Origin of the sequence: Methylobacterium brachiatum (assembly GCF_900113845.1) — a bacterium.
Lineage (GTDB): Bacteria > Pseudomonadota > Alphaproteobacteria > Rhizobiales > Beijerinckiaceae > Methylobacterium > Methylobacterium brachiatum.
The window spans coordinates 94,916-114,546 of record NZ_FOQW01000007.1 but is presented as its reverse complement, the minus strand read 5'-3'; the positions used below and the strand labels follow the sequence as shown (position 1 = coordinate 114,546).

The window sequence follows — 19,631 nt, the reverse complement described above, 5'->3', positions numbered from 1 at the left end:
GTCAAGGCGAACTCGCCCGGGTCTACGTCCCGAGACGCGTTCTCGCGTTGGTGATCACGTTCGCGTGGCTCGCATCGCGGCGGCCCGTTCCTGCGCGGGCTCGCCCGATCCGACCCTGAGGCGGGTCTCGCGGGCCTGGAACGCCGCGGCGTAGCCCGAGATGACGTCGGCCCCCATCCGCTCCAGGGAGAAGCGCTCATGGATGGATTCGCTGAGCGCCCGAACGCGGCCGGCCAGCACGTCCGGGGCTTCGTCGAGCACCCGGCGGATCGCGCCGGCCAGCGCGTCCGCGTCGCGGGACGGGACGAGATCACCGGCCATGGCGCCGAAGATTTCCGGAATGCCGCCGACCCGGGTGGCGACCAGGGGCTGGGCAGCGGCCGCGGCCTCCAGCACCACGTAGGGCAGGGATTCGGCGAGCGACGGCACGACCAGGATGCGGCCCCGGGCCAGGACCGAGCGGATCGCCTGCGGCGGCTCGAAGGACGCCGCGTCGGACAGGCCGAGCCGCTCGACCATGGCGCGCAGGCTCTCGGCATCGGGACCCGAGCCGACCATCAGCAGCCGCAGCGGCCGACCTTCCTGGCGCAGCCGGACCAGAGCGTCGAGCAGGTAGGGCAGGCCCTTTGCCTCGCGCAGCTCGCCGACATAGAGCAGGTCGGCGGCATCGGCGGCCAGGGGCACCGGGGCGAACTCCGCCTCGGCGATGCCGTTATGGACGATGCGGGTCACCTTCTCCGGGCCGCCCACGAAAGCCCGGTGCCGCTCGGCGACATACGCGCTCTCGAACAGGAACGCGTCGGTGCGGCGGGCCAGCACGGCCTCGGCGGCCATGTAGGTCCGGTGCAGCGGGCTGCCCGGCCGGTAATTGTAGCTGCCGCCATGGGGCGTGTAGGCGCGGATCGCCGAGGCCGGCGCGAGCCGCGCATAGGCGCCCCCCTTGGCGCCATGGCCGTGGAGCACCGTGGCGCCGACCTCGCCGGCCCGGCGCGCGACCGCGCGCAGGCAGGTCCAGTCCGACAGGTGCGGGTTGCGCCGCATCGGGATCCGGAGAAGGCCTAGATCCAGCGACGGCGCCAGGTCGGCGAGGGCCCGGGCACCGCGCTCGCCGCCCGTGGTCGCGTCGCACACGATGCCGACCGCGTGCCCCGCCGCGGCCTCGAGGCGGGCGAGGTCCAGCACGTGGCGGAACAGCCCGCCGACCGGCGCGCGGAACACGTGCAGGATGCGGAGGCGCTGGCCTGGTCGGGTCTCGGTCGGCTTCGCAGCCACGGTATCGCTCCCGGGAATAACAGTCCCAGGAGTGTGGTGCAGCGACCGTCGCAGTAAACTTAAACGGAACTCCGCTCGACCGGCCTTTTCAGAAGGAAGGTAAGCGGAGTTTTACTGCCGTGTATCAATTCACGTCAGCGCGAGGCCGTTCAAGCTGGCCCAGATCGTGCCGTAATGGCAGGCCGTCGCGGCGAGCACGAAGCCGTGCCAGATCGCGTTCTGGAACGGCAGCGTCCGCCAGACGTGGAACAGCACGCCCACCGAATAGAGCATCCCGCCGATCGCCAGCAGCCAGAGGGCGGTCGGCTGCAGGGCGGCGATCACCGATTCGTAGGCGAGCAGGCCGCTCCAGCCGAGCATCAGGTAGAGGCCGATGGACAAGCGATCGTACCGGCCGGGCATGAACAGCTTGATCGCGATCCCGACCAGGGCGACCAGCCAGATCACCGCCAGCAACAGGTAGGCGCGCGTCCCGGAGCCGACCAGCGCCACGAGCGGCGTGTAGGTGCCGGCGATCATCAGGTAGATCAGCGCGTGGTCAGCCCGGCGCAGCAGCCATTTCCGCGGGCTGACCGGATAGAGGTTGTACACGGCCGAGACGCCGAGCATCAGCACCAGAGCGGTGGCGTAGAGCACGACGGCGGCCCGCTCGCCGAAGCCCAGATGGGCCGTGAGGGCGGTCGCCACCAGCGCCACCGCGCCGGAGAGGCCGAGGACGACACCGAGGCCGTGGATCACACCGTCCGCCACGATCTCGCGCGGCGTGTAATGCCACGTCAGGGTCAGCGGGCGACCATCCTCCGCGAGAGACATCATGAAGCCTCCTGCTACGCCTGCATCCTAAAGCTTAAAAGCGCTCAACCGTTCCCTGTGCAAAGTGCTGATGCGGAGTTTATCCCAAGGTTCTAGTGCCGCGTGGTAAAAGTGTTGTTGCCCGCGGCTACATCGCCACAGCCAACCTCACGCCCCGCGGCCGGCTAATCCCTCGAAACCGAGCGCCGGCTCCCGCGCGGCCGGCCGGGCGAGGCCGGTGCCGCGGCTCAGCCGGGCATGGACCACCGCCATGGTCAGCACCGCCATGGCGAGGATCTGATGCCCCAGCGCCGCCCAGAGCGGGACGGCCAGGAGCAGAGTCGCGATGCCGAGCCCGGCCTGGGCCAGGGCCAGGATTGCGACGCCGGCGGCGCGCCCGGCCGCGCCGGCCGGTCCGCTCACCCGGGCGTCGATCGCGTGCAGGACGGCGACGACCACGATCAGGTAGGCGGTCACCCGGTGGTCGAACTGGACCAGGGCGTGGTTGTCGACGAAGTTCTCGATCCAGGGTTGAATCGCGAACAGGCTGTCCATCGGCGGGATCAGGGCGCCATCCATGCTCGGCCAGGTGTTGTAGACGAGGCCGGCATGCGACCCGGCGACGAGGCCGCCCAGGAAGATCTGCACGAGCACCAAAGCCGGCAGCAGCAATGCGACGACGCGGATGCAGTCGGGCGCCGGATCGATGGTGTCGTCGCGCTGACCGGCCGCGAGCCAGACCAGGCCGGCCAGGATCAGGCTCGCCATAGTGAGGTGGAGCGCGAGCTTCAGCGGCGCCACCGCGGTCATGCCGGGCTGGAGGCCCGAGGCGACCATGATCCAGCCGATCGCGCCCTGGAACCCGCCCAGGATCCCGAGGCCGAGCAGCCCGAGCCCGAGACGACGGCTGATCATGCCGCGCCACCAGAAGACGACCAGCGGCAGGAAGAAGACCAGGCCGATCAGCCGCCCGAGCAGGCGATGGCCCCATTCCCAGCCGTACAGGACCTTGAACGACGACAGCCCCATCCCCTGGTTGAGAATGTTGTATTGCGGCGTGTCCTTGTACTTGGCGAACTCGGCGGCCCAGTCCGCCTCCGACAGGGGCGGGACGATCCCGGTGACGGGACGCCATTCGGTGATCGACAGGCCGGACCCGGTCAGGCGCGTGGCGCCGCCGACCGCCACCATGGCGACCACGAGGGCGGCCACCAGGTAGAGCCAGGCCCGCACGGTGCTCGATCGATGGTCGCCCGAGACTCTCATCACCACGCGCATCCCTTCCGCGGTTGCCGGGATGTCCCGGCCCTCGCGACGCGTTAGGGGAAGCGCGGGATGCGGGCAACGTCGGCGGCGCCGCAGCCCGCGGCGCTGCGCGCGTTGCCAACCGGGCTCGTGAGCGGTAGCCGTCTCCCGTCAGGGAGAGACGAGGCTGTAGAAGTGATGCGCCGCCGCACCCGCACGTTGATCGGCACGGTCGCGATGCTGGCCTTCGTCTGCCTCTACGGACCGCTGGCGATGGCGCTGGCCGACAGCCGCATCGCCGAGACGCCGGCGGCCATTCAGGCCGTGCTCTACTCGATCCTCGGCATCGCCTGGATCTTCCCGCTGATGCCGCTGATCCGCTGGATGGAACGGCCGGACAGCTGAGCGGACCCCTCGATTTTGCCGCACTCGGCCGCCAGAAGCGTCCGACCCGATTTCGAGATCCCCCGTTCGTGTATCGCTTGCCCATGCGTCTCAAGCATCTGGCCGCACTCGTCGTGCTGGTCGCGCCGTTTCCCGCCCTCGCGCAGGGCACGCCGCGCTCGATCGGCGAGTGCGAGCGCCTGAAGAACGATCTGGCCTACAACCAGTGCCTGGCGATGTTCGGGCCGGCTGCCCGGAACGTGGCGGGCGGTTACGCCTCGGCCGACGCGGCCGCCGCCCCGGCCCTGGCCGAGGCGCTGCCCCAGGCCGAGGACGCCGTCGAGAACACGCCCAGCCGAAAGGGCCGCTACCGCTCGCGCCGCGGCGGACGGCAATACGCTTCGTTTTCGACCAGCTATCGGCACCGCCGTCGGCGTTGAATCGCAACGCAGCCACTGCCGCGCCGTACGACCTCGATAGCGATTGTCAGGCGACGTTGAGCCGGCGCCCCCGGTTCCAGGCCAGAAACGGCACGCCGGACAGCAGCCCCGCGAGTGCCGCCCGCGATTGATGGCAGCCATTGATCGAGACGCGCGGCAGGGCGTGCAGATGGCCGGCATGCTCGGCAAAGAGGTGCCCGGGCCGGGTCGTCACCGCGGTCGCGAAGCCCTGCTTCTGCGCCAGCGCGAATTCCCGCGGGCCGGCCGAGGTCGGATCGCCCACCGGATAGGACAGATGCCGGATTTCCCGGCCGAGTTCGGCCGCGATCCGGGCGCGGCCCTCGACGATCTCGCGCGCGGCCGTCGCCGCATCGTGCTTGGCGAGCATCGGGTGGCTGACCGTGTGGGCGCCGATGGTGACTGCCGGGTCCCGGGCCAGATCGCGCAACTCGGCCCAGGACAGGCACAGCTCGGACGCCACGGCGCCCGGCGCGAGGCCGGCTTGCCGGCACAGATCCGCGATCCGCTCCAGCAGGTCGGCCTCGGTGCCGCGGCGCAGGTCGCGGTACAGCGCCTCGAAGGCCAGCGCCTTCTCCTGCGGGCTGCGGGCCGGGAGGTCGAGGCTCCGTGCTCCGATGGCGATCCGCACCCGGTCGAGCCGCGCGATCGCCCGCTCCAGCTCGATCCACCACAGGCGGCCGCTTTGGTCGGCGTAGCCGCTCGTGACGAACAGGGTCCAGGGGACGCCGTGGCGCGCGAGGACGGGGTGGGCATGCTCGACATTGTCGCGATAGCCGTCGTCAAAGGTCAGGACCGCGAAGGGCGGCCCATAATCCGGCGCGGCGAGCCGCTCCGGCACCGCGTCGAGCCCGATCACCTCGAAGCCGCGGGCGTCGAGCTCGCGCAGGGTCCGGTCGAGGAAGTCCGGCGTGATGCTCAGAAGCCGGTTCGGCGCGAAGGCCGGGACGGGGTCCGGGCTGACATGGTGGAAGGTGAGGATCACGCCGAGCCCGCGGGCGGCGGGCGCGAGCCAGCGGTCGGCGCCGAGCGCCTGGATCGCGCGGAAGCCGGACGCGAATACCCGATGCTTGACACGCGACGAGATCATGACTCGGACCCGATCGGGCCGCTCGGCCCGGGCGGGTACAGCGATCACCGGCCGGGGTAAAGAAACCCACAATCGCCGCCCGATCAGAAGTTCTGCCGGAAGATTGTATTAGCCAAGGCCACGATTTGCAGTGCTGGGTCGGGATACTCTGCTCCGCGAGTCACGGCTCATTCAGCGCGCATCCGGCAAGGTCGGCGCTTGGCTCCGGGCTCGGCCCGGTTCGGTGGAGAGATCCGGGTATGGCGACCGGCGTCCAGGTGGCGGGAACGGACATGATCGGTGCACGCGCGTCCGGAACGCTGACCGCGGAAGTCTTTTCGGATCTCGCCGCCGTGGAAGCCCTGTGGCGGCGGCTCGAATCCAATCCGGCGAGCCTGCACACGCCCTACCAGCGGTTCGATTGGGTCTCGGCCTACCTGCGGGCGACCGGCACGGCGGCAGCTGCGCGCATCCTGGTCCTGCGGGACGCGGAAGGCCGCGCCAGGATCCTGCTCCCGCTCGTGCTCACGCAACGCTTCGGCCGGACCGTGGCCCGGGTCGTCGGGGACACGCATGCGAATTACCACCTGCCGCTCTTCGCCACCCGCGATGCCGCTGCAATCGCCCCGGGCGAGATCACGGCGGCGCTTATCCGCGCCGGGCGCCCGGCCGGCATCGACGTTTACGCGCTGCAGCATCAGCCCCGGATGTGGGACGGCGCGGCCAATCCGTTCGCCGAGACCGGTGAGCCGGAAGCCAGCGATGCCTATGGGCTGATGCTCGGTCCCGATGCCGACGCGACCGTGCGCCGTGTGTTCAGCGCCGATGCGCGCAAGAAGCTGCGCTCGAAGGAGAAGCGCCTGGTCGAGGCCAAGGGCGCCCTCGCGTATCGTCGTGCCGAGACCCCCGAGGAGGCGGCCCGGTATCTGGCGGCGTTCTTCGCCCACAAGGCTTTGCGGTTCGCCGGGATGGGCGTCGCCGACCCCTACGCGCCCGAGCCGATCCGACAATTCCTCGCCGCGGCTGCCTCCGGTGCCGATCCCGCGATGGAGATCTACGCCCTGTGCCTGGCCGAGAGCGGGCGTGTACTCGCGACCTTCGGAGGCGCGGTGAGCGAGCACCGCTTTAGCGGCATGATGACGGCGTTCGATCCGGACCCGGAGATCGCCCGGTTCAGCCCGGGCGACCTGCTGCTGCAGCATCTCGTCGGCGACCAGACCGCAAGGGGCCGCCGGGGCTTCGATCTCGGCGTCGGCGAGGCCCGCTACAAGGCGAGCATCTGCGACGAGACGATCGGGCTGGTCGAGACGATCGTGCCGGTGAGCCTGCGCGGCCGAGCCTATGGCGTCGCCAGGATGGCGCTCACCCGGACGAAGCGCCGGATCAAACGCGATCCGCGGCTTTACGCGGTCGCGGCGCGCCTGCGGAAGCTGACGCGCCGGTCGTGACCTTAGGCGGCGTTGAGCCGGAGCTCGGGACCGGCCAGATCAGCCGTTGTGACGTGCTCGGCTGAGCGATCCTGCGCGACCAGGATCTGGCCGGCGCCGGCATCCTCGGCGATCGCGTAGAGATCGGCCAGGGCCGGATCCTCGGCGGCGGCGTTCGACGCGATGATGACGCTGTCCATGTAGCCGGCGACGAGTTCCAGCAGGTCGACGGCGCCCGGCGCGGCGTGAAGCCGGCAGACCACCCAATCATAGGCCTCGGCCATGGCCTCGAAGGTCAGGCTCAGCGCATCCGGCCCGTCGAACAGCACCTCGGACGGGGCCCGGCCGGCGCCGATCCGGTGGAGGCCGCTATCGCGCGCGGGCTGAATCACATCGAGGAAGGCCGCATCGCCGGCGATCAGATCGCTGAAGCCGCGCTCGTCGGCGCGACCGCGCGCAGCGTTCAGATCGACCGTGACCAGGCTGGCCTTGCGGCCGAGCGCGCGCACCAGCGCATCGTGGAGCGCTTGGTCGCCGTGCGACGCTTCCGTCTCCATCACCAGGACGCTGCGTCCGGACCGGTCGCCGGGCTCGCGCACCACCGCGGAGATCCGGGCGATCAGCGGAGCGAGATCGTAGGCCTCGGCGGGCGGGCGTGCAGGGACGGGGGCGGGTGGCGCGGTGGGCCCGGCCGGCTCGGCGCCCTCGGCGGTCTCGGACCAATGGGCCAGGGGCATCGCCTCCGGGAAGGCGAAGCCCGGGCGCGCGAGCTCCGGCTCGAGGCGGGTCCGCCGGTCCGAGGTGTCGAAGGCGGTGTCCGAGTCCCGCTCGCTGCGGCTTCCTTCGGCCAGGAGGGCGCTGGCGAGCACCCCGCCGACCGCCAGCATCAGCGTCACCAGGGTCGCGAAGCCGACGATCGGCAGCTTCTTCGGGAAAGAGGGCAGTTCCGGGGTCACGGCGCGCGAGACGATGCGGGCATCGGCGGGCGTGGCGCTCTCGCCATCGCGGGCGGCGGCCTCACGATAGCGGGACAGGTAGGATTCGAGCTGCTCGCGCTGCGCCTTGGCCTCCCGCTCCAGGGCCCGGAGCTGGATCTCGCTGGCATTGCCCTTCACCACCACGTCCTGCTGGCCGTCGACGGCGGCCTGCAGGCTCTCGACCCGGGAGCCGGCGATCTTCGCGTCATTCTCCAGGGTGCGCACGACGCGCTCGGCCGAGGTCTTGATCTGGGCGTCGAGGTCTTCGAGCTGGGCATGCAGCTCCTTGATCCGCGGATGGGCCGGCAGCAGCGTGCGCGATTCCAGCGCGAGCTGGGCTCGGACGGCGATCCGGTTGTCGACGATCCGGCGGATCATCTCGTTGTTGGCGACCTCGGTGATCTCGAAGGCGCGGCCGTCCTTGATCAGGTCCTTGATCGCCTTCACCCGGCCGGCGAGGTCGGCCTTCAGGATCCGGGCCTGGGAGAGCTGGCTCGACAGCTCGCCGAGCTGCTGGGTGGTGAGCGGCTGGCCGGTGGCGCCGCCGCTGCCGACCAGGCCGTTCTTGGCGCGGAACGCCTCGACCTTCGCTTCGGCTTCCGCGACGCGCTTGCGCAACCCGTCGATATTGCCGCCCAGCCAGGAGGAGGCGTAGCGCGCGGTATCGACCTTGTCGGCCTCGAGGGAGGAAATGTAGAGCTGCGCGATGGTGTTGGCGCCCTCGGCGGCGAGCTTCGGGTCCTTGGCGCGGAACTCGATCGTCAGGATCCGCGACTTGCCGGCCGGATAGACCAGCAGGTGCTCGAAATAGGAATCGAGCACGCGGTCCTCGGCCGGGCGGTCGAGGGGGTTGGCGCCGATGCCGAGCATCATCATCACGCGCTGGACTGGGCCGATGCTGCTGGAGCCCGGGTCGAATTCCGGATTGCCGACCAGCTTGAGCCGCCGGATCGCCTCGCGGGCGAGGTCGCGCGACATCACCACCTGGACCTGGCTCGCCACCGCCTGCTCGTCGATCGGCGCGAGCTGGTCGGCGCGCTCCTGCGCGGTGCGGGCGAAGGCCGGATCGCGGCTCTCTAGGATCAGCTTGGCCTCGCCGGTGTAGCGCGGGCTCACCACGTTGACGAAGATGCCCGCGCCCAGCGCGACAACCAGGGTCGGGCCGACGATCCAGCCGATCGACCGGCGCAGGATCTGCGGGACCTGCGCCAGGCCGACGCCGTCCCGGGCGCTGGACCGCGTGGCAGGTACGGCGTGGGGCGAGCGCAGGCTGATACGGGACATGAGACGCTCTGAACGCGAAGGCCGACGGGACGGCACGCGATGCCATCCCGGCGCTATTAGAGGTCGTTAAGGTTGCTTGGACGTTAAGAAAGCTTGCGCACCGGCCCGCTGGGACTGGTCATCGGAATGATCAAGGTTCGTTAACCTTAACAGCCTACACCACGCCGACTTGGCACCCATGACGGCGATGGTGATGAACCGGCGCGCTCTGCTCCTCGCTCTTGGCTCGACTCTGGCGCTCGGCGGCTGCCTGCGTCCGAGCTTCCGCACCGACCAGCTCGATGCCACCGGCACCGGATCGATCGGCGCGCGCTATCCGCTCTCGGCGGGCGACAAGCTGCGCGTGATCGTGTTCGGGCAGGACAACCTGTCGAACATTTACGCCGTTGACGGCGCCGGCAAGATCGCGATGCCGCTGATTGGCACCGTCCAGGTCGGCGGCCAGACCACCGGTCAGGCGGCCCGGGCGATCGAGGCCAAGCTCGCCGCCGGCTTCGTGCGCGAGCCGCACGTGACCGTCGAGGTGGATACCTATCGGCCGTTCTATATCCTCGGTGAGGTCACGACCTCGGGCCAGTACCCGTTCGTCAACGGCATGACCGTTGAGACGGCGGTGGCGATCGCCGCCGGGTTCGGGCCGCGGGCGGCCCGGGACTACGCCGTGCTCACCCGCGATACCGGCAGCGGACTCGTGTCGGGCATCGTGCCGATGACCTATTCGGTCCGGCCGGGCGACACAATCGTGGTCAAGGAGCGCTTCTTCTGAGCCGAAGGCCGCAACCGATTACTGCGCGGTCTTCCACACGTTGATCACCCGCATGGCGGTCTGCTGCGGCGGGATCGGGGTGGCGATCGGCGGCGTCGATTGCGGTCCGCGCGCCACGACCCGGCGTGCCTCGCTCGCAGGCGTCGCGCCGACCGGCGTGAACAGGCCGGCCAGTTGCTTGCGGGTGCCCTTGCTGACGAAACGCGACGTCTGCACGGACTCGAAATCCCGGAGGGCGTGGCGCTTGTCGGGGTTTCCGGTGAAGACCTTGGCGCCGGTGTTGAGCACGACGATGTCGCCGGGCAGCAGCGTCTCATCTTTCAGCAGCGCCGCAGCCGCGCCGCCCTTCATGTCGATCGCGGTCTGACGGGGGCTGACCTCCAGCTCCTTGACCTCCTTGACGCGGATCCGGACCGGAAGCGCTGCGTAGCGCGTCTGCAGACGGTGGCGGGCGCTGCCGAGGCGGGGCGTCGCGCGCCGGTACACGGCGCGGTCCTGCGCCGGCTGGGGCGCTTGCGCTTGCGGCGCCTGCTGGGGCGCGGGCGCCGGCCGGGCTCCGAACAGCATCTCGAGAAACCCGACCTCGGCCGCCTGGGCCCGGACCACGGTTCCGGCGAGAAGCCCGGCGGCGGCGATGACGGCCAACGTGCTGCCCGTACGAAACCTCATAACATCCTCCGGCACCGGCGCCGATCTCGACCGCCGGACCTTCAACCGCAAGCTGCGCGAGAGGGTTCCGGAATATTGGAGGTTTGTAAGCGTAGATCGAAGAACCACGTTGTGCGTGTCATTTAAGACCGAATCACCACCGGATCTATTGTGCAAAACCGGTTCGGCCCGCTCGCCCGTCGTCCGACGACCACAACCGCTCCGTAGGCAGTTTCACGCTCTCCGGAACACACGGACCGGACAGGACCAGGCCCGCTACAGTTCGGCGCCAAGCTATCGCCGCACCGAAAGGCCAGGCAGCGCTACGGCACGATGGTGCCGCTCAGGCCGGGGCCATCTGCTCGCCCTCGCCGATGCAGTCGAGGGCGCGCTCCACGGCGCTGACCGCGTCGAGGAGGTGTTGAACCGTGCGCTCCACCTCGAGCGTGGGACGGCCCATCGCCGCGGCGCGGGCACTCACATCCTCGAGCTGCTCGAGCAGGGCGAGGAGGTCGCCGGCCACGGTCACCACCTCGCAGCGGGCGAGGCGGGTGACGGTCGGGCGCGGCCGGAAGGGCAGGACGTTGCTCATCGCCGACGGTTCTGGCCCGAAAGGACCCGGATTCGCCAGGGGGAGGGGCCGTACTTCCGCCAATTGACGGGTCCTATCCGCCGCTAACGCGTGGAAAGGTAGATTTTCCGTGGCCGCCGCGCATCGGAGGCGGCAGAATCGGTTTACGCCTCGCCGCCGGTCTTGACGGACTTGTCGCCGCCCTGACCATGCCCTCACCGGCCTTTCAAACTGCGATTCGGCGGCGGATAGCAATCCCTCGCCCGGCTCGGGATCGCCCAGGATCAATCATGCGCTTTACCCTTCTCGCGGTCTCGTTCCTGGCGGTGGGCGGGCTCTGCGCCTGCAACACCGACAGCCCGGACGGGCGCAGCGGCCTCGCCGAGAGCTTCCGGCTCGACAATTACCGGGCCTCGAACGACACGAACGGCACCCAGACCCGGCGCGACGTGAACCGGGCCTATACGCAGCCGACCCTGCCTTCGATCGGCAATCGCGGGTTCTGATCCCCGGCCCGGAAAGCCGCGTCCGGAATCCGGGACGCGGCGCTCGCGACGATCAGCGCTTCGCCATCGCGTCGGCGAAGGTGGTGATCCGGTTGCGGGCGTAGACCGGCAGGCCGGCGCTGATCGAGTTGCCGGTGTTGAAGCTCGAATTGCCCATCAACACCTGGGCGGGGAGCAGGTTCTTCAGCACCGGCACCCGGGCATATTCGGCCTTGCGGTCCAGGACATCAGCCTTGATCGCCAGCGCCATGTAGGTGGTCACCACCGTCTTGGTCGGATCGTTCGGCATCGGCTGGAACACGGCCAGGAACTTGCCGAAGCGCAGGATCTGGTTGACCCAGAAGATCGTCTGCTCCAGCCCGCCGGTCACCGGCGTGTCGATCTTGGTCAGGGCCTTCAGCGGCGCGCCCTGGTCGGGGCCGAGCACGCGCAGCTCGCTCTGGAACGAGACGTATTCGGCGATCTTCTTGGCCGAGCCCTCCTCGAGCTTGTTGGCGAGCTTCACGCCGAGCGGCAGTTTGCCTTCGAGATCGTAGCGCGATTCGATGCAGGCGCCTGCGCCCTCGCACCAGGGCCGGTCCGGGCGCTTGGCGAAGGCGGCGGCCGGATCCTTGTTCGGCGTCACCTCGCCGGCCGTGATCGCCTTGTGCTTGATCGCCGGGTCCATCTTCTGGACGAAGCCGAGATTGGCGAAGGCCTGGAGGTCGATCGCCTCGGCCGGCCGCGCAACCACGAACCGCCCCTCGGCCACGTAGACCTTCAGGGTCTCGTGCCGCGGCTTGGTCACGCCGTTCACCGTCACGGTGTAGTCCGGCTCCTTGTAGCCGGGGAAAGGCGCCAGCACCGCGGCCTCGGCCGGGCGGGCCTTCAGCCAGTCGAGATACGGGATCAGCCCGTTCTCGGGCGCCGTGGGGTTGTCGCGGTGATCCGTGAACAGGATCTGCCCCGGCTTGAGCGTCGCCGGATCGAGGGCGGTGACCGAGGGCACCTCCTTGATCCGCTCCGAACCCGGCGCCGGGCTGGCGGCGGGCGTCTGCGCGCAGACCGGGTGGGCGGCCGTCAGGGCGAGGGCGAGGGCGGCAGGGAACGGCTTGCGCAACGGGTATCTCTTCGATCGAGGGGCGGTCAGTAGCCCGGGTCTTCGCCGAACAGGTAATCCGGGTCGCGGCGGCGCGGCCGGCGCACCTCCTCGTCCCCGAAGGGCGAGCGGGCGGTCTGGCCGGGCCAGGGCCTGTAGGCGTCCTGGCCGTAGGAATCCAGATCGCCCTGCGCACGGCGGCTGCGCGGCGGCTGGCGCTCGCCGAACGGGTCGAGGGGATCAGGCGCCGGGCGCTCGCCAGTCATGGTGCCGTAGTAATCGCCGGCGACGCTCGCCCCATCCTCGGCGCCGTTGAGGTCGCCGTCCTCGGCATCGGGCCGCATGGCGTAGAGGGTCTCGCGCGGCACCAGACGGAACTGGGTGTCGGCCATCTTGCCGTCGCCGCTCGTGCGAAAATGCTCGAGGAAACCGCCGCCCGCGACCCGCTGGCCGCTATGGGGATCAATCGGCAGGTCGGCGATGAATGGGCGCGCCTCGGAGGAGGGGCCCCGCAGCGGCGTCTTCGGGACGCCGTTCGCCCAGGCGGCCTGCAAGATGTTCGACGCGATCGGCACCGAGACATGGCCGCCGGTCTGGCCGCGGCCCAGCGTCTTGCGGCTGCCGTCGGCGTTGTCGTAGCCGACCCAGACCACGACGGTGATCTCGTTGGTGAAGCCCGCGAACCAGGCGTCGTTCTCGTTCTCGGAGGTGCCGGTCTTGCCCGCGACATAGGCCGAGACCTTGGAGAGCGCCGCGGCGGTCCCGTGCTGGGTCACGCCCTGCAGCATGGTCTTCAGCTGATAGAACGCGACCCGGTCGGCCGAGCCGATCCGCACCGGCTCGCGCGGGGCGTGGGTGTAAAGCGCCTTGCCGTCCCGCTCGACCGATTCGAGCGCGTAGGATGCCGGGCGGGCGCCCTCGTTGGCCACCGCCGCGTAGAAGCCGGCCAGATCGAGCATCCGCACCGGCTGCGCGCCGAGCACGAACGGATAATAGGGCTCGCACTCGGCGTAGATCTGCGCCTCGAGGGCGATGTCGCAGACGCGCTTCAGGCTGGCCGGCGCCTTCGGGGCGATGCCGCCCTGGAGCAGCCGGGCGGTCACGAGGTTCTTCGAGAATTCCAGGCCACGCCGCAGGGTCGTCGGGCCGGAGCCGCCGCCCTCGTAATTCTTCGGCGACCAGGAATCCCCGGCGCCGCCGATCGGCGGCAGCGTGACGGGGGAATCGAGGACCAGGGTGTTGGGCTGGAGCCCGGCATTGAGCGCGGCGAGATAGGTCAGCGGCTTCAGGGTCGAGCCGGGCTGGCGCACCGCCTGCGTGACCCGGTTGAGCTGGCTCATTGGATAGGAGAAGCCGCCGGCCATCGCCAGGATGCGGCCGGTCTGGTTCTCCAGCACGAGGGCCGCGCCCTGGACGTTGGGTCGGACCCGCAGCTGCGCCCGGGCCGCGCCACGGCCCTCCGTCAGCTTCACCCGCACCACGTCGTAGAGCTGCAGACGGTTGCGGGCGATGCCCGGGTCGAGGATGGCGGTACGGCCGTCGGCGAGACCGACCTTCACGGGCCCGCGGCCGGCCTCCAGCACCACCGCGACCGGCCAGTGCACGTCGTACAGGGTCGGCCGGGAGCTCTCGAGGGCCCGCAGCCAGACGGGCTTGGCCTGCGGAGCGGCCGCGACCTTCGGCCGGGGCGCCTTCGCGCCCGGCTTCACCTCGGGTTTGGCGGGCTCCGCCCGGGCGCCGGTCACCCCGGGGGCGGCCTGGACCGCACCTTCCGGGGCGGGCGTCGCCGCCTGGATCCGGCGGATGCTGTCGGCGAGGTTGAGCTCGGGGCCGGTATAGCTCTGCCGTCCGGTGGACCGCTCGTAATTGGCCAGCCCGTCCTGCAAGGCCGACTCGACGGCGCGTTGGAGCCCGGCATTGATGGTCGAGCGCACGGTGAACGAGCCGGCGGTCAGCGAATCCACCCCCGCGAAGGTGCGCGCCTCGCGGTTCAGGTAATCGACCACGTAGAATCCGGAATCCCGCCGTGTTGCGTCGACCGGCTTCAGCCCGAGATCGGCGTTCACCGCCGCGTTCATCTCGGCTTCCGTGATCGTGCCCTCTTCCTTGAGGCGGGCGAGCACGTAGGCGCGCCGCTCGCGCGCCCGCTCCGGGTACTTGTCCGGGCTGTAGAAGTTCGGCCCCTTGGGCATGCCGGCGAGCAGGGCCGCCTCCGGCAGGGTCAGCTGCCCGACCGATTTTCCGAAATAGCTCTGTGCCGCCATCTCGATGCCGTAGGCGCCGCGACCGAGATAGATGCCGTTGAGGTAGAGCCCGAGGATCTGCGGCTTCGTCAGGATCCGCTCCAGGCGGGACGCCACGATCATCTCGCGAATCTTGCGCTCGTAGGTGACGTCGTCGCCCACCGAGAGGTTCTTCACCACCTGCTGGGTGATGGTCGAGCCGCCGGCCGGGCGGCCGGGCGAGGCGAGGTTGCCGATGAAGGCGCGGATCACCCCGCGCTCGTCGATGCCGTGGTGGCTCTCGAAGCGCTTGTCTTCCGCCGCGATGAACGCCTTCTGCACCAGGTTCGGCACCGCGGTGATCGGCACGACGAGGCGGCGGCCGTTCGGCTCGAAGGTCTCGGCGAAGGGCTTGCCGGCGCCGTCGAGGATCCGGGTCATGCCCGGCAGGGCCTTGTCCCGGAGCGCCTCGGCGGTGGGCAGGTCCTTGGTGGCGTTGTCGTAGAATTCGATGACCTCTCGGGCGTTGAACGGCGAGATCGCCGGGTTCTCGCCCTTGCAGAACTGCTTGTAGCTCGTGTTCAGCTCGTCGAGGTTCAGCCCGTGCAGGATCTTCGGCGCGGCCGGCCCGGCCACGCTCGACGGATCCTCCATCGCGGTGGTGATCAATTCATCGAGATTGATGTCCTCGATGTCGAACGCCTTGCGCATATGGGCGCAGCCGTCGCGCAGCAGGCGCACGACCTCGGCCTGGTCGGTGAACGGATCGAACTGGGTCCGCACCGCGTCCGGCCGCGTCGTGACCTGGCTCAGGGTCAGGGCCGTCGCGAACAGCTTGATCAGGATGGCGTTCATGCGGTCCGGATTCGAGGGGCGAGTCAGGGCCCGGCCGGGATAGCGCTACGCCGGGGCTGGTGGATAGGCGCTCCACAACGCGGCTGATTTGAGACAGCCCACGGCAACGCTTTCGTGAGGCTTGACGTTCGTCGTGCGCGGCAAAGACGAGGACCGGCATGATCACCGATCTCTGGTACAAGAACGCGGTCATCTACTGCCTGTCGGTCGGCACCTTCATGGATGCCAACGGCGACGGCATCGGCGACTTCGCCGGGCTGGAACGGCGGCTCGACTACATCCAGGGATTGGGTGCCACCGCGATCTGGCTGATGCCGTTCCAGCCCTCGCCCAAGCGCGACGGCGGCTACGACATTTCGGACTATTACGGGGTCGATCCCGATTACGGCTCGCTCGGCGATTTCGTCGCCTTCGCGCACGCGGCCAAGCAGCGGGGCCTGCGGGTGCTGATCGACCTCGTGGTCAACCACACCTCCGACAAGCACCGCTGGTTCCAGTCGGCCCGCTCGGACCCGAACTCGCCCTACCGAGACTGGTACGTGTGGTCGAAGGAGCGGCCGGCCACCACCGATGAAGGCATGGTCTTCCCGGGCGTGCAGGAGACGACCTGGACCTACGACGAGAAGGCCGGCGCCTGGTACTTCCACCGGTTCTTCGACTTCCAGCCCGATCTCAACACCGCCAATCCCGAGGTGCTGGCCGAGATCCTGAAGATCATGGGCTTCTGGATCGAGCTCGGCGTCTCGGGCTTCCGCATGGATGCGGTGCCGTTCGTCATCGCCGAGAAGGGTGCCGATGTCGGCGGCAAGCCGCGCGAGCAATTCGACATGCTGCGCGACTTCCGCGAGTTCCTGCAATGGCGCAAGGGCGACGCGATCATCCTGGCCGAGGCCAACATCCTGCCGAAGCAGGATCTCGACTATTTCGGCGACGACGCCGACCGCATGCACATGATGTTCAACTTCCAGGTCAACCAATCGACCTTCTACGCCCTGGCCGCGCACGATGCGCGACCGCTGGTGAAGGCGATCGAGCGGACCAAGCCGCGCCCGCTCTCGTGCCAGTGGGGCATCTTCCTGCGCAACCACGACGAGTTGGACCTCGGCCGGCTCACCGAGAAGCAGCGCGAGGCGGTGTTCGCGGAGTTCGGCCCCGAGAAGCGGATGCAGCTCTACGACCGGGGCATCCGCCGCCGTTTCGCCCCGATGCTGGCCGGCGACCCGCGCCGGATCCGGCTCGCCTACTCGCTGATGTTCACGCTACCGGGGACGCCGGTGCTGCGCTACGGCGACGAGATCGGCATGGGCGACGACCTCGCCCTGAAGGAGCGCGACTGCGCCCGCACGCCGATGCAATGGACCGCCGAGCACCAGGGCGGCTTCACCAAGGCCGAGCGCACGGTGCTGCCGCCGATCGATCACGGCCCCTACGGCTACGCCCATGTGAACGTCGCCGACCAGCGGCACGACCCGGGCTCGCTGCTGAACTGGATGCAGAGCCTGATCCGCCAGCGCAAGGAGGCGCCGGAGATCGGCTGGGGCGACGTGACCGCGGTCCCGACCGGCCTGAACTCGGTCCTGGCCCTGCGCTACACGTGGCGCGGCAACGCCGTCCTGTGCGTGCACAACCTCGCATCCGAACCGGTCGAGGTCGCGCTCGAATCCGGCGCGGCCGAGCCGGAGCACGACATTCTGATCGACGTGCTGACCGGGTCGCGCAGCGAGGTTGGCCCCGACGGCAAGCACTGCCTGTTCCTCGAGGGCTACGGCTACCACTGGTTCCGGGTCGGCGGGCTCGACGCCCTCCTGAAGCGGACGCCGGGCTGACGGGCGGCGCCTCGCCCTGGCCCCGCCGGCGAGGTAAGGCTCGCCCCGGAGCGAGGTTGCACATGGTTCGGTCGAAGCATTACCCGTCGGACGCGACGATCGCGGACGTCCTGCCCAACCTCGAGGATGCCGAGGGCTATCTCCGGCAGGTGCTGGTGACGATGCGGATGTGCCAGAAGCATTACGGCGATGCCTGGGTGCGGATCGGCGTCACCGGCAAGGCGACCGCGCCCTCCTACCGGATCGACCGGCCGGACGCGTCCGCGACGCCCGCGGAGGACGGCGCGACCGAGGCCGGTGTCGCGATCTTCGGCGCCTATGGCGGCCGGTCTCACGACCGGTTCACCAAAGTGAACACCGCCGAGACCCGCTGGAGCAGCCGATCCCTCGGAATGGCCGAGATGCTGGCGCTCCACGACAGCCTGCGCCGCCCGAAAGATGGATCGGCCTGACCGAGCCACGATGGTGCCGCCCGGGCGCTTCTGCGCTAGAACCGGACCGAGAGCGCCGGCGGCGGCGCAGCCAACTCGCGGAACCCCATGCCAGGAACGCCCCGCGCCGGGATCATCCCGGTCACGCCCTTCCAGCAGAACTGCACGCTGATCTGGGACGACGCCACCAAGGTCGGCGCGGTCGTCGATCCCGGGGGCGACCTCGATCGGATTGAGGCCGCCATCCGGGAGCAGGGCGTGCGGGTGGAGAAGATCCTGCTGACCCACGGCCATGTCGACCACGCCGCCGGCGCGGACGAGCTGCGCGAGCGCCTCGGCGTGCCGATCGAGGGGCCGCACCTCGCCGACAAGTTCCTGCTCGATTCCCTGCCGGAGACGGCGGCCAATTACGGGATCGGCGAGGGCAGGGCCGTGACCCCCGATCGCTGGCTCGACGACGGCGACGCCGTGACGGTGGGCGAACTCGGCTTCGACATCCTCCATTGCCCGGGCCACTCGCCGGGCAGCGTCGTGTTCGTGAGCCGGGACGCGCGCTTCGCGCTGGTGGGCGACGTCGTGTTCAAGGGCTCGGTCGGCCGCACCGACCTGCCGGGCGGCAACCACGAGCAGCTGATCCGGGCGATCAAGGAGAAGGTCCTGCCGCTCGGCGACGACATCGCCTTCATCCCCGGCCACGGGCCGACCGGGACGCTCGGCGAAGAGCGCGTCTCCAACCCATTCCTTCAGGGCTGACAGCATGGACAAGCGCCGCATCGGCCGCTCCGACCTCCGGGTCGCGCCCTTCTGCCTCGGCGGCAACGTCTTCGGCTGGACCGCGGATGAGGCCACCTCCTTCGCGATCCTCGACCGGTTCGTGGAGCGCGGCTTCGACTTCGTCGACACCGCCGACGTCTATTCCCGCTGGGCGCCCGGCCATCAGGGCGGCGAATCCGAAACGGTGATCGGAAAATGGTTCGCGGCGCGGCCGGGCGCGCGGGACAGGATCGTGCTGGCCACCAAGGTCGGCATGGATATGGGCAAGGCCGGCAAGGGGCTCTCGGCCCGGCATATCGAGGCGGCCTGCGAGGCCTCCCTGCGGCGGCTCCAGACCGACCGGATCGACCTCTACCAGTCGCATGTCGACGATGCCGAAGTGCCCCTGGAAGAGACGCTGCGGGCCTATGAGCGCCTGATCGCAGCCGGCAAGGTCCGGGCGATCGGCGCCTCGAACTACGACGCCCAGCGGCTCGCCGAAGCGCTGAAAGTCTCGGCCGCCTCCGGCCTGCCCCGCTACGATTGCCTCCAGCCGGATTACAGCCTCGCCGAGCGCGGTTTCGAGACCGAGCTCGCCCCCCTGTGCCGGGCGGAAGAGATCGGCGTGATCGGCTATTTCTCCCTGGCCGCGGGCTTCCTCACCGGCAAGTACCGCTCTGCCCAGGATGCGGCCGGACGGGCCCGGGAGAACCGGGTCGCGAAGTACCTCACCCCGCGCGGCCTGGCGCTGCTCGACGTCCTCGATTCGGCCGCCCGGGACCACGGCGCGACCCAGGCCCAGGTGGCGCTCGCCTGGATCATCGCCCGGCCGGGCATCACCGCGCCGATCGCCAGCGCGACCTCGGTGGCGCAGCTCGAAGACCTGCTCGGGGCCGCCGCGCTGACCCTGTCGGCGGACGCGATCGCCCGTTTGGACGCGGCCAGCGCGGGCGGAATCCAGGGCTAACGCGGCGTTAAGCGCCGGGCCTCAGAAAAGCGGGTGCACGGGTCCGGCGCGAGCCCGTAAAATCGTGCAATCTCAACGCGGAACCCCTATATCAGGCGGA

At 69.8% G+C, this 19,631-nt stretch carries 18 protein-coding genes; 9 read left to right on the top strand and 9 right to left on the bottom strand.

Annotated elements, in window-relative coordinates:
- Nucleotides 1-54 precede the first annotated feature (54 nt).
- The 3 genes from BMZ47_RS10405 to BMZ47_RS10395 form a co-directional block, all read right to left on the bottom strand.
- Nucleotides 55-1,272 carry a glycosyltransferase family 4 protein gene (locus BMZ47_RS10405; RefSeq protein WP_091861614.1) on the bottom strand — a complete coding sequence of 406 codons (1,218 nt, stop codon included), beginning with the start codon at nt 1,270-1,272 and terminating at the stop codon, nt 55-57.
- Nucleotides 1,273-1,401: 129 nt separating this feature from the next.
- Nucleotides 1,402-2,085: a PAQR family membrane homeostasis protein TrhA gene (gene trhA, locus BMZ47_RS10400; protein WP_039903029.1), complete on the bottom strand. Its 684-nt coding sequence runs from the start codon at nt 2,083-2,085 to the stop codon at nt 1,402-1,404.
- Nucleotides 2,086-2,232: 147 nt separating this feature from the next.
- Entirely contained in the window at nt 2,233-3,330 is a 1,098-nt protein-coding gene (locus BMZ47_RS10395) for a COX15/CtaA family protein (RefSeq protein WP_091862060.1), read from the bottom strand.
- 177 nt (nt 3,331-3,507) lie between these two features.
- Here BMZ47_RS10395 and BMZ47_RS10390 point away from each other — a divergent pair, with 177 nt between their 5' ends.
- The gene (locus BMZ47_RS10390; protein WP_007563876.1) at nt 3,508-3,714 is read left to right on the top strand and encodes a DUF2842 domain-containing protein; all 207 of its coding nucleotides are present in this window, start codon (nt 3,508-3,510) and stop codon (nt 3,712-3,714) included.
- Nucleotides 3,715-3,797: 83 nt separating this feature from the next.
- Nucleotides 3,798-4,133 carry a hypothetical protein gene (locus BMZ47_RS10385; RefSeq protein WP_007563878.1) on the top strand — a complete coding sequence of 112 codons (336 nt, stop codon included), beginning with the start codon at nt 3,798-3,800 and terminating at the stop codon, nt 4,131-4,133.
- A 46-nt stretch (nt 4,134-4,179) separates the two neighbouring features.
- Here BMZ47_RS10385 and BMZ47_RS10380 read toward each other — a convergent pair whose 3' ends face one another.
- Nucleotides 4,180-5,241, bottom strand: coding sequence for a polysaccharide deacetylase family protein (locus BMZ47_RS10380; RefSeq protein ID WP_091861611.1), 1,062 nt, complete (start codon nt 5,239-5,241; stop codon nt 4,180-4,182).
- A gap of 239 nt (nt 5,242-5,480) precedes the next feature.
- Between BMZ47_RS10380 and BMZ47_RS10375 the strand changes: the two genes are divergently transcribed.
- On the top strand, nt 5,481-6,668 hold the full coding sequence (locus BMZ47_RS10375) for a GNAT family N-acetyltransferase (RefSeq protein WP_091861608.1): 1,188 nt from the start codon (nt 5,481-5,483) through the stop codon (nt 6,666-6,668).
- A 2-nt stretch (nt 6,669-6,670) separates the two neighbouring features.
- On the opposite strand, the gene BMZ47_RS10370 is transcribed toward BMZ47_RS10375, so the two are convergent.
- Nucleotides 6,671-8,908, bottom strand: coding sequence for a GumC family protein (locus BMZ47_RS10370; protein ID WP_091861605.1), 2,238 nt, complete (start codon nt 8,906-8,908; stop codon nt 6,671-6,673).
- A gap of 187 nt (nt 8,909-9,095) precedes the next feature.
- On the opposite strand from BMZ47_RS10370, the gene BMZ47_RS10365 reads away from it, so the two are divergent.
- Nucleotides 9,096-9,674 carry a polysaccharide biosynthesis/export family protein gene (locus tag BMZ47_RS10365; protein ID WP_163006229.1) on the top strand — a complete coding sequence of 193 codons (579 nt, stop codon included), beginning with the start codon at nt 9,096-9,098 and terminating at the stop codon, nt 9,672-9,674.
- An 18-nt stretch (nt 9,675-9,692) separates the two neighbouring features.
- Here the strand turns inward: BMZ47_RS10365 and BMZ47_RS10360 are convergent, their stop codons facing one another.
- Nucleotides 9,693-10,343: a hypothetical protein gene (locus BMZ47_RS10360; RefSeq protein ID WP_091861599.1), complete on the bottom strand. Its 651-nt coding sequence runs from the start codon at nt 10,341-10,343 to the stop codon at nt 9,693-9,695.
- Between the two features lie 322 nt (nt 10,344-10,665).
- Nucleotides 10,666-10,914, bottom strand: coding sequence for a hypothetical protein (locus tag BMZ47_RS10355; protein ID WP_007563890.1), 249 nt, complete (start codon nt 10,912-10,914; stop codon nt 10,666-10,668).
- Nucleotides 10,915-11,183: 269 nt separating this feature from the next.
- On the opposite strand from BMZ47_RS10355, the gene BMZ47_RS10350 reads away from it, so the two are divergent.
- Entirely contained in the window at nt 11,184-11,399 is a 216-nt protein-coding gene (locus tag BMZ47_RS10350) for a hypothetical protein (protein WP_007563892.1), read from the top strand.
- A gap of 52 nt (nt 11,400-11,451) precedes the next feature.
- Here BMZ47_RS10350 and BMZ47_RS10345 read toward each other — a convergent pair whose 3' ends face one another.
- Both BMZ47_RS10345 and BMZ47_RS10340 read right to left on the bottom strand, forming a co-directional pair.
- Entirely contained in the window at nt 11,452-12,498 is a 1,047-nt protein-coding gene (locus BMZ47_RS10345) for a hypothetical protein (RefSeq protein ID WP_091861596.1), read from the bottom strand.
- Nucleotides 12,499-12,524: 26 nt separating this feature from the next.
- Nucleotides 12,525-15,554 (bottom strand): transglycosylase domain-containing protein, encoded by a 3,030-nt coding sequence (locus tag BMZ47_RS10340; RefSeq protein ID WP_091861593.1) that lies wholly within the window; start codon nt 15,552-15,554, stop codon nt 12,525-12,527.
- Nucleotides 15,555-15,712: 158 nt separating this feature from the next.
- On the opposite strand from BMZ47_RS10340, the gene BMZ47_RS10335 reads away from it, so the two are divergent.
- From BMZ47_RS10335 to BMZ47_RS10320, 4 genes are all read left to right on the top strand, one after another.
- Nucleotides 15,713-17,380: an alpha-amylase family protein gene (locus BMZ47_RS10335; protein ID WP_091861590.1), complete on the top strand. Its 1,668-nt coding sequence runs from the start codon at nt 15,713-15,715 to the stop codon at nt 17,378-17,380.
- Nucleotides 17,381-17,442: 62 nt separating this feature from the next.
- A complete protein-coding gene (locus BMZ47_RS10330) occupies nt 17,443-17,832 on the top strand; it encodes a hypothetical protein (protein ID WP_091861587.1) in 390 nt (129 codons plus the stop codon).
- Between the two features lie 87 nt (nt 17,833-17,919).
- Nucleotides 17,920-18,564: an MBL fold metallo-hydrolase gene (locus tag BMZ47_RS10325; RefSeq protein ID WP_007563903.1), complete on the top strand. Its 645-nt coding sequence runs from the start codon at nt 17,920-17,922 to the stop codon at nt 18,562-18,564.
- A gap of 4 nt (nt 18,565-18,568) precedes the next feature.
- Nucleotides 18,569-19,531: an aldo/keto reductase gene (locus tag BMZ47_RS10320; protein ID WP_091861584.1), complete on the top strand. Its 963-nt coding sequence runs from the start codon at nt 18,569-18,571 to the stop codon at nt 19,529-19,531.
- Nucleotides 19,532-19,631 lie beyond the last annotated feature (100 nt).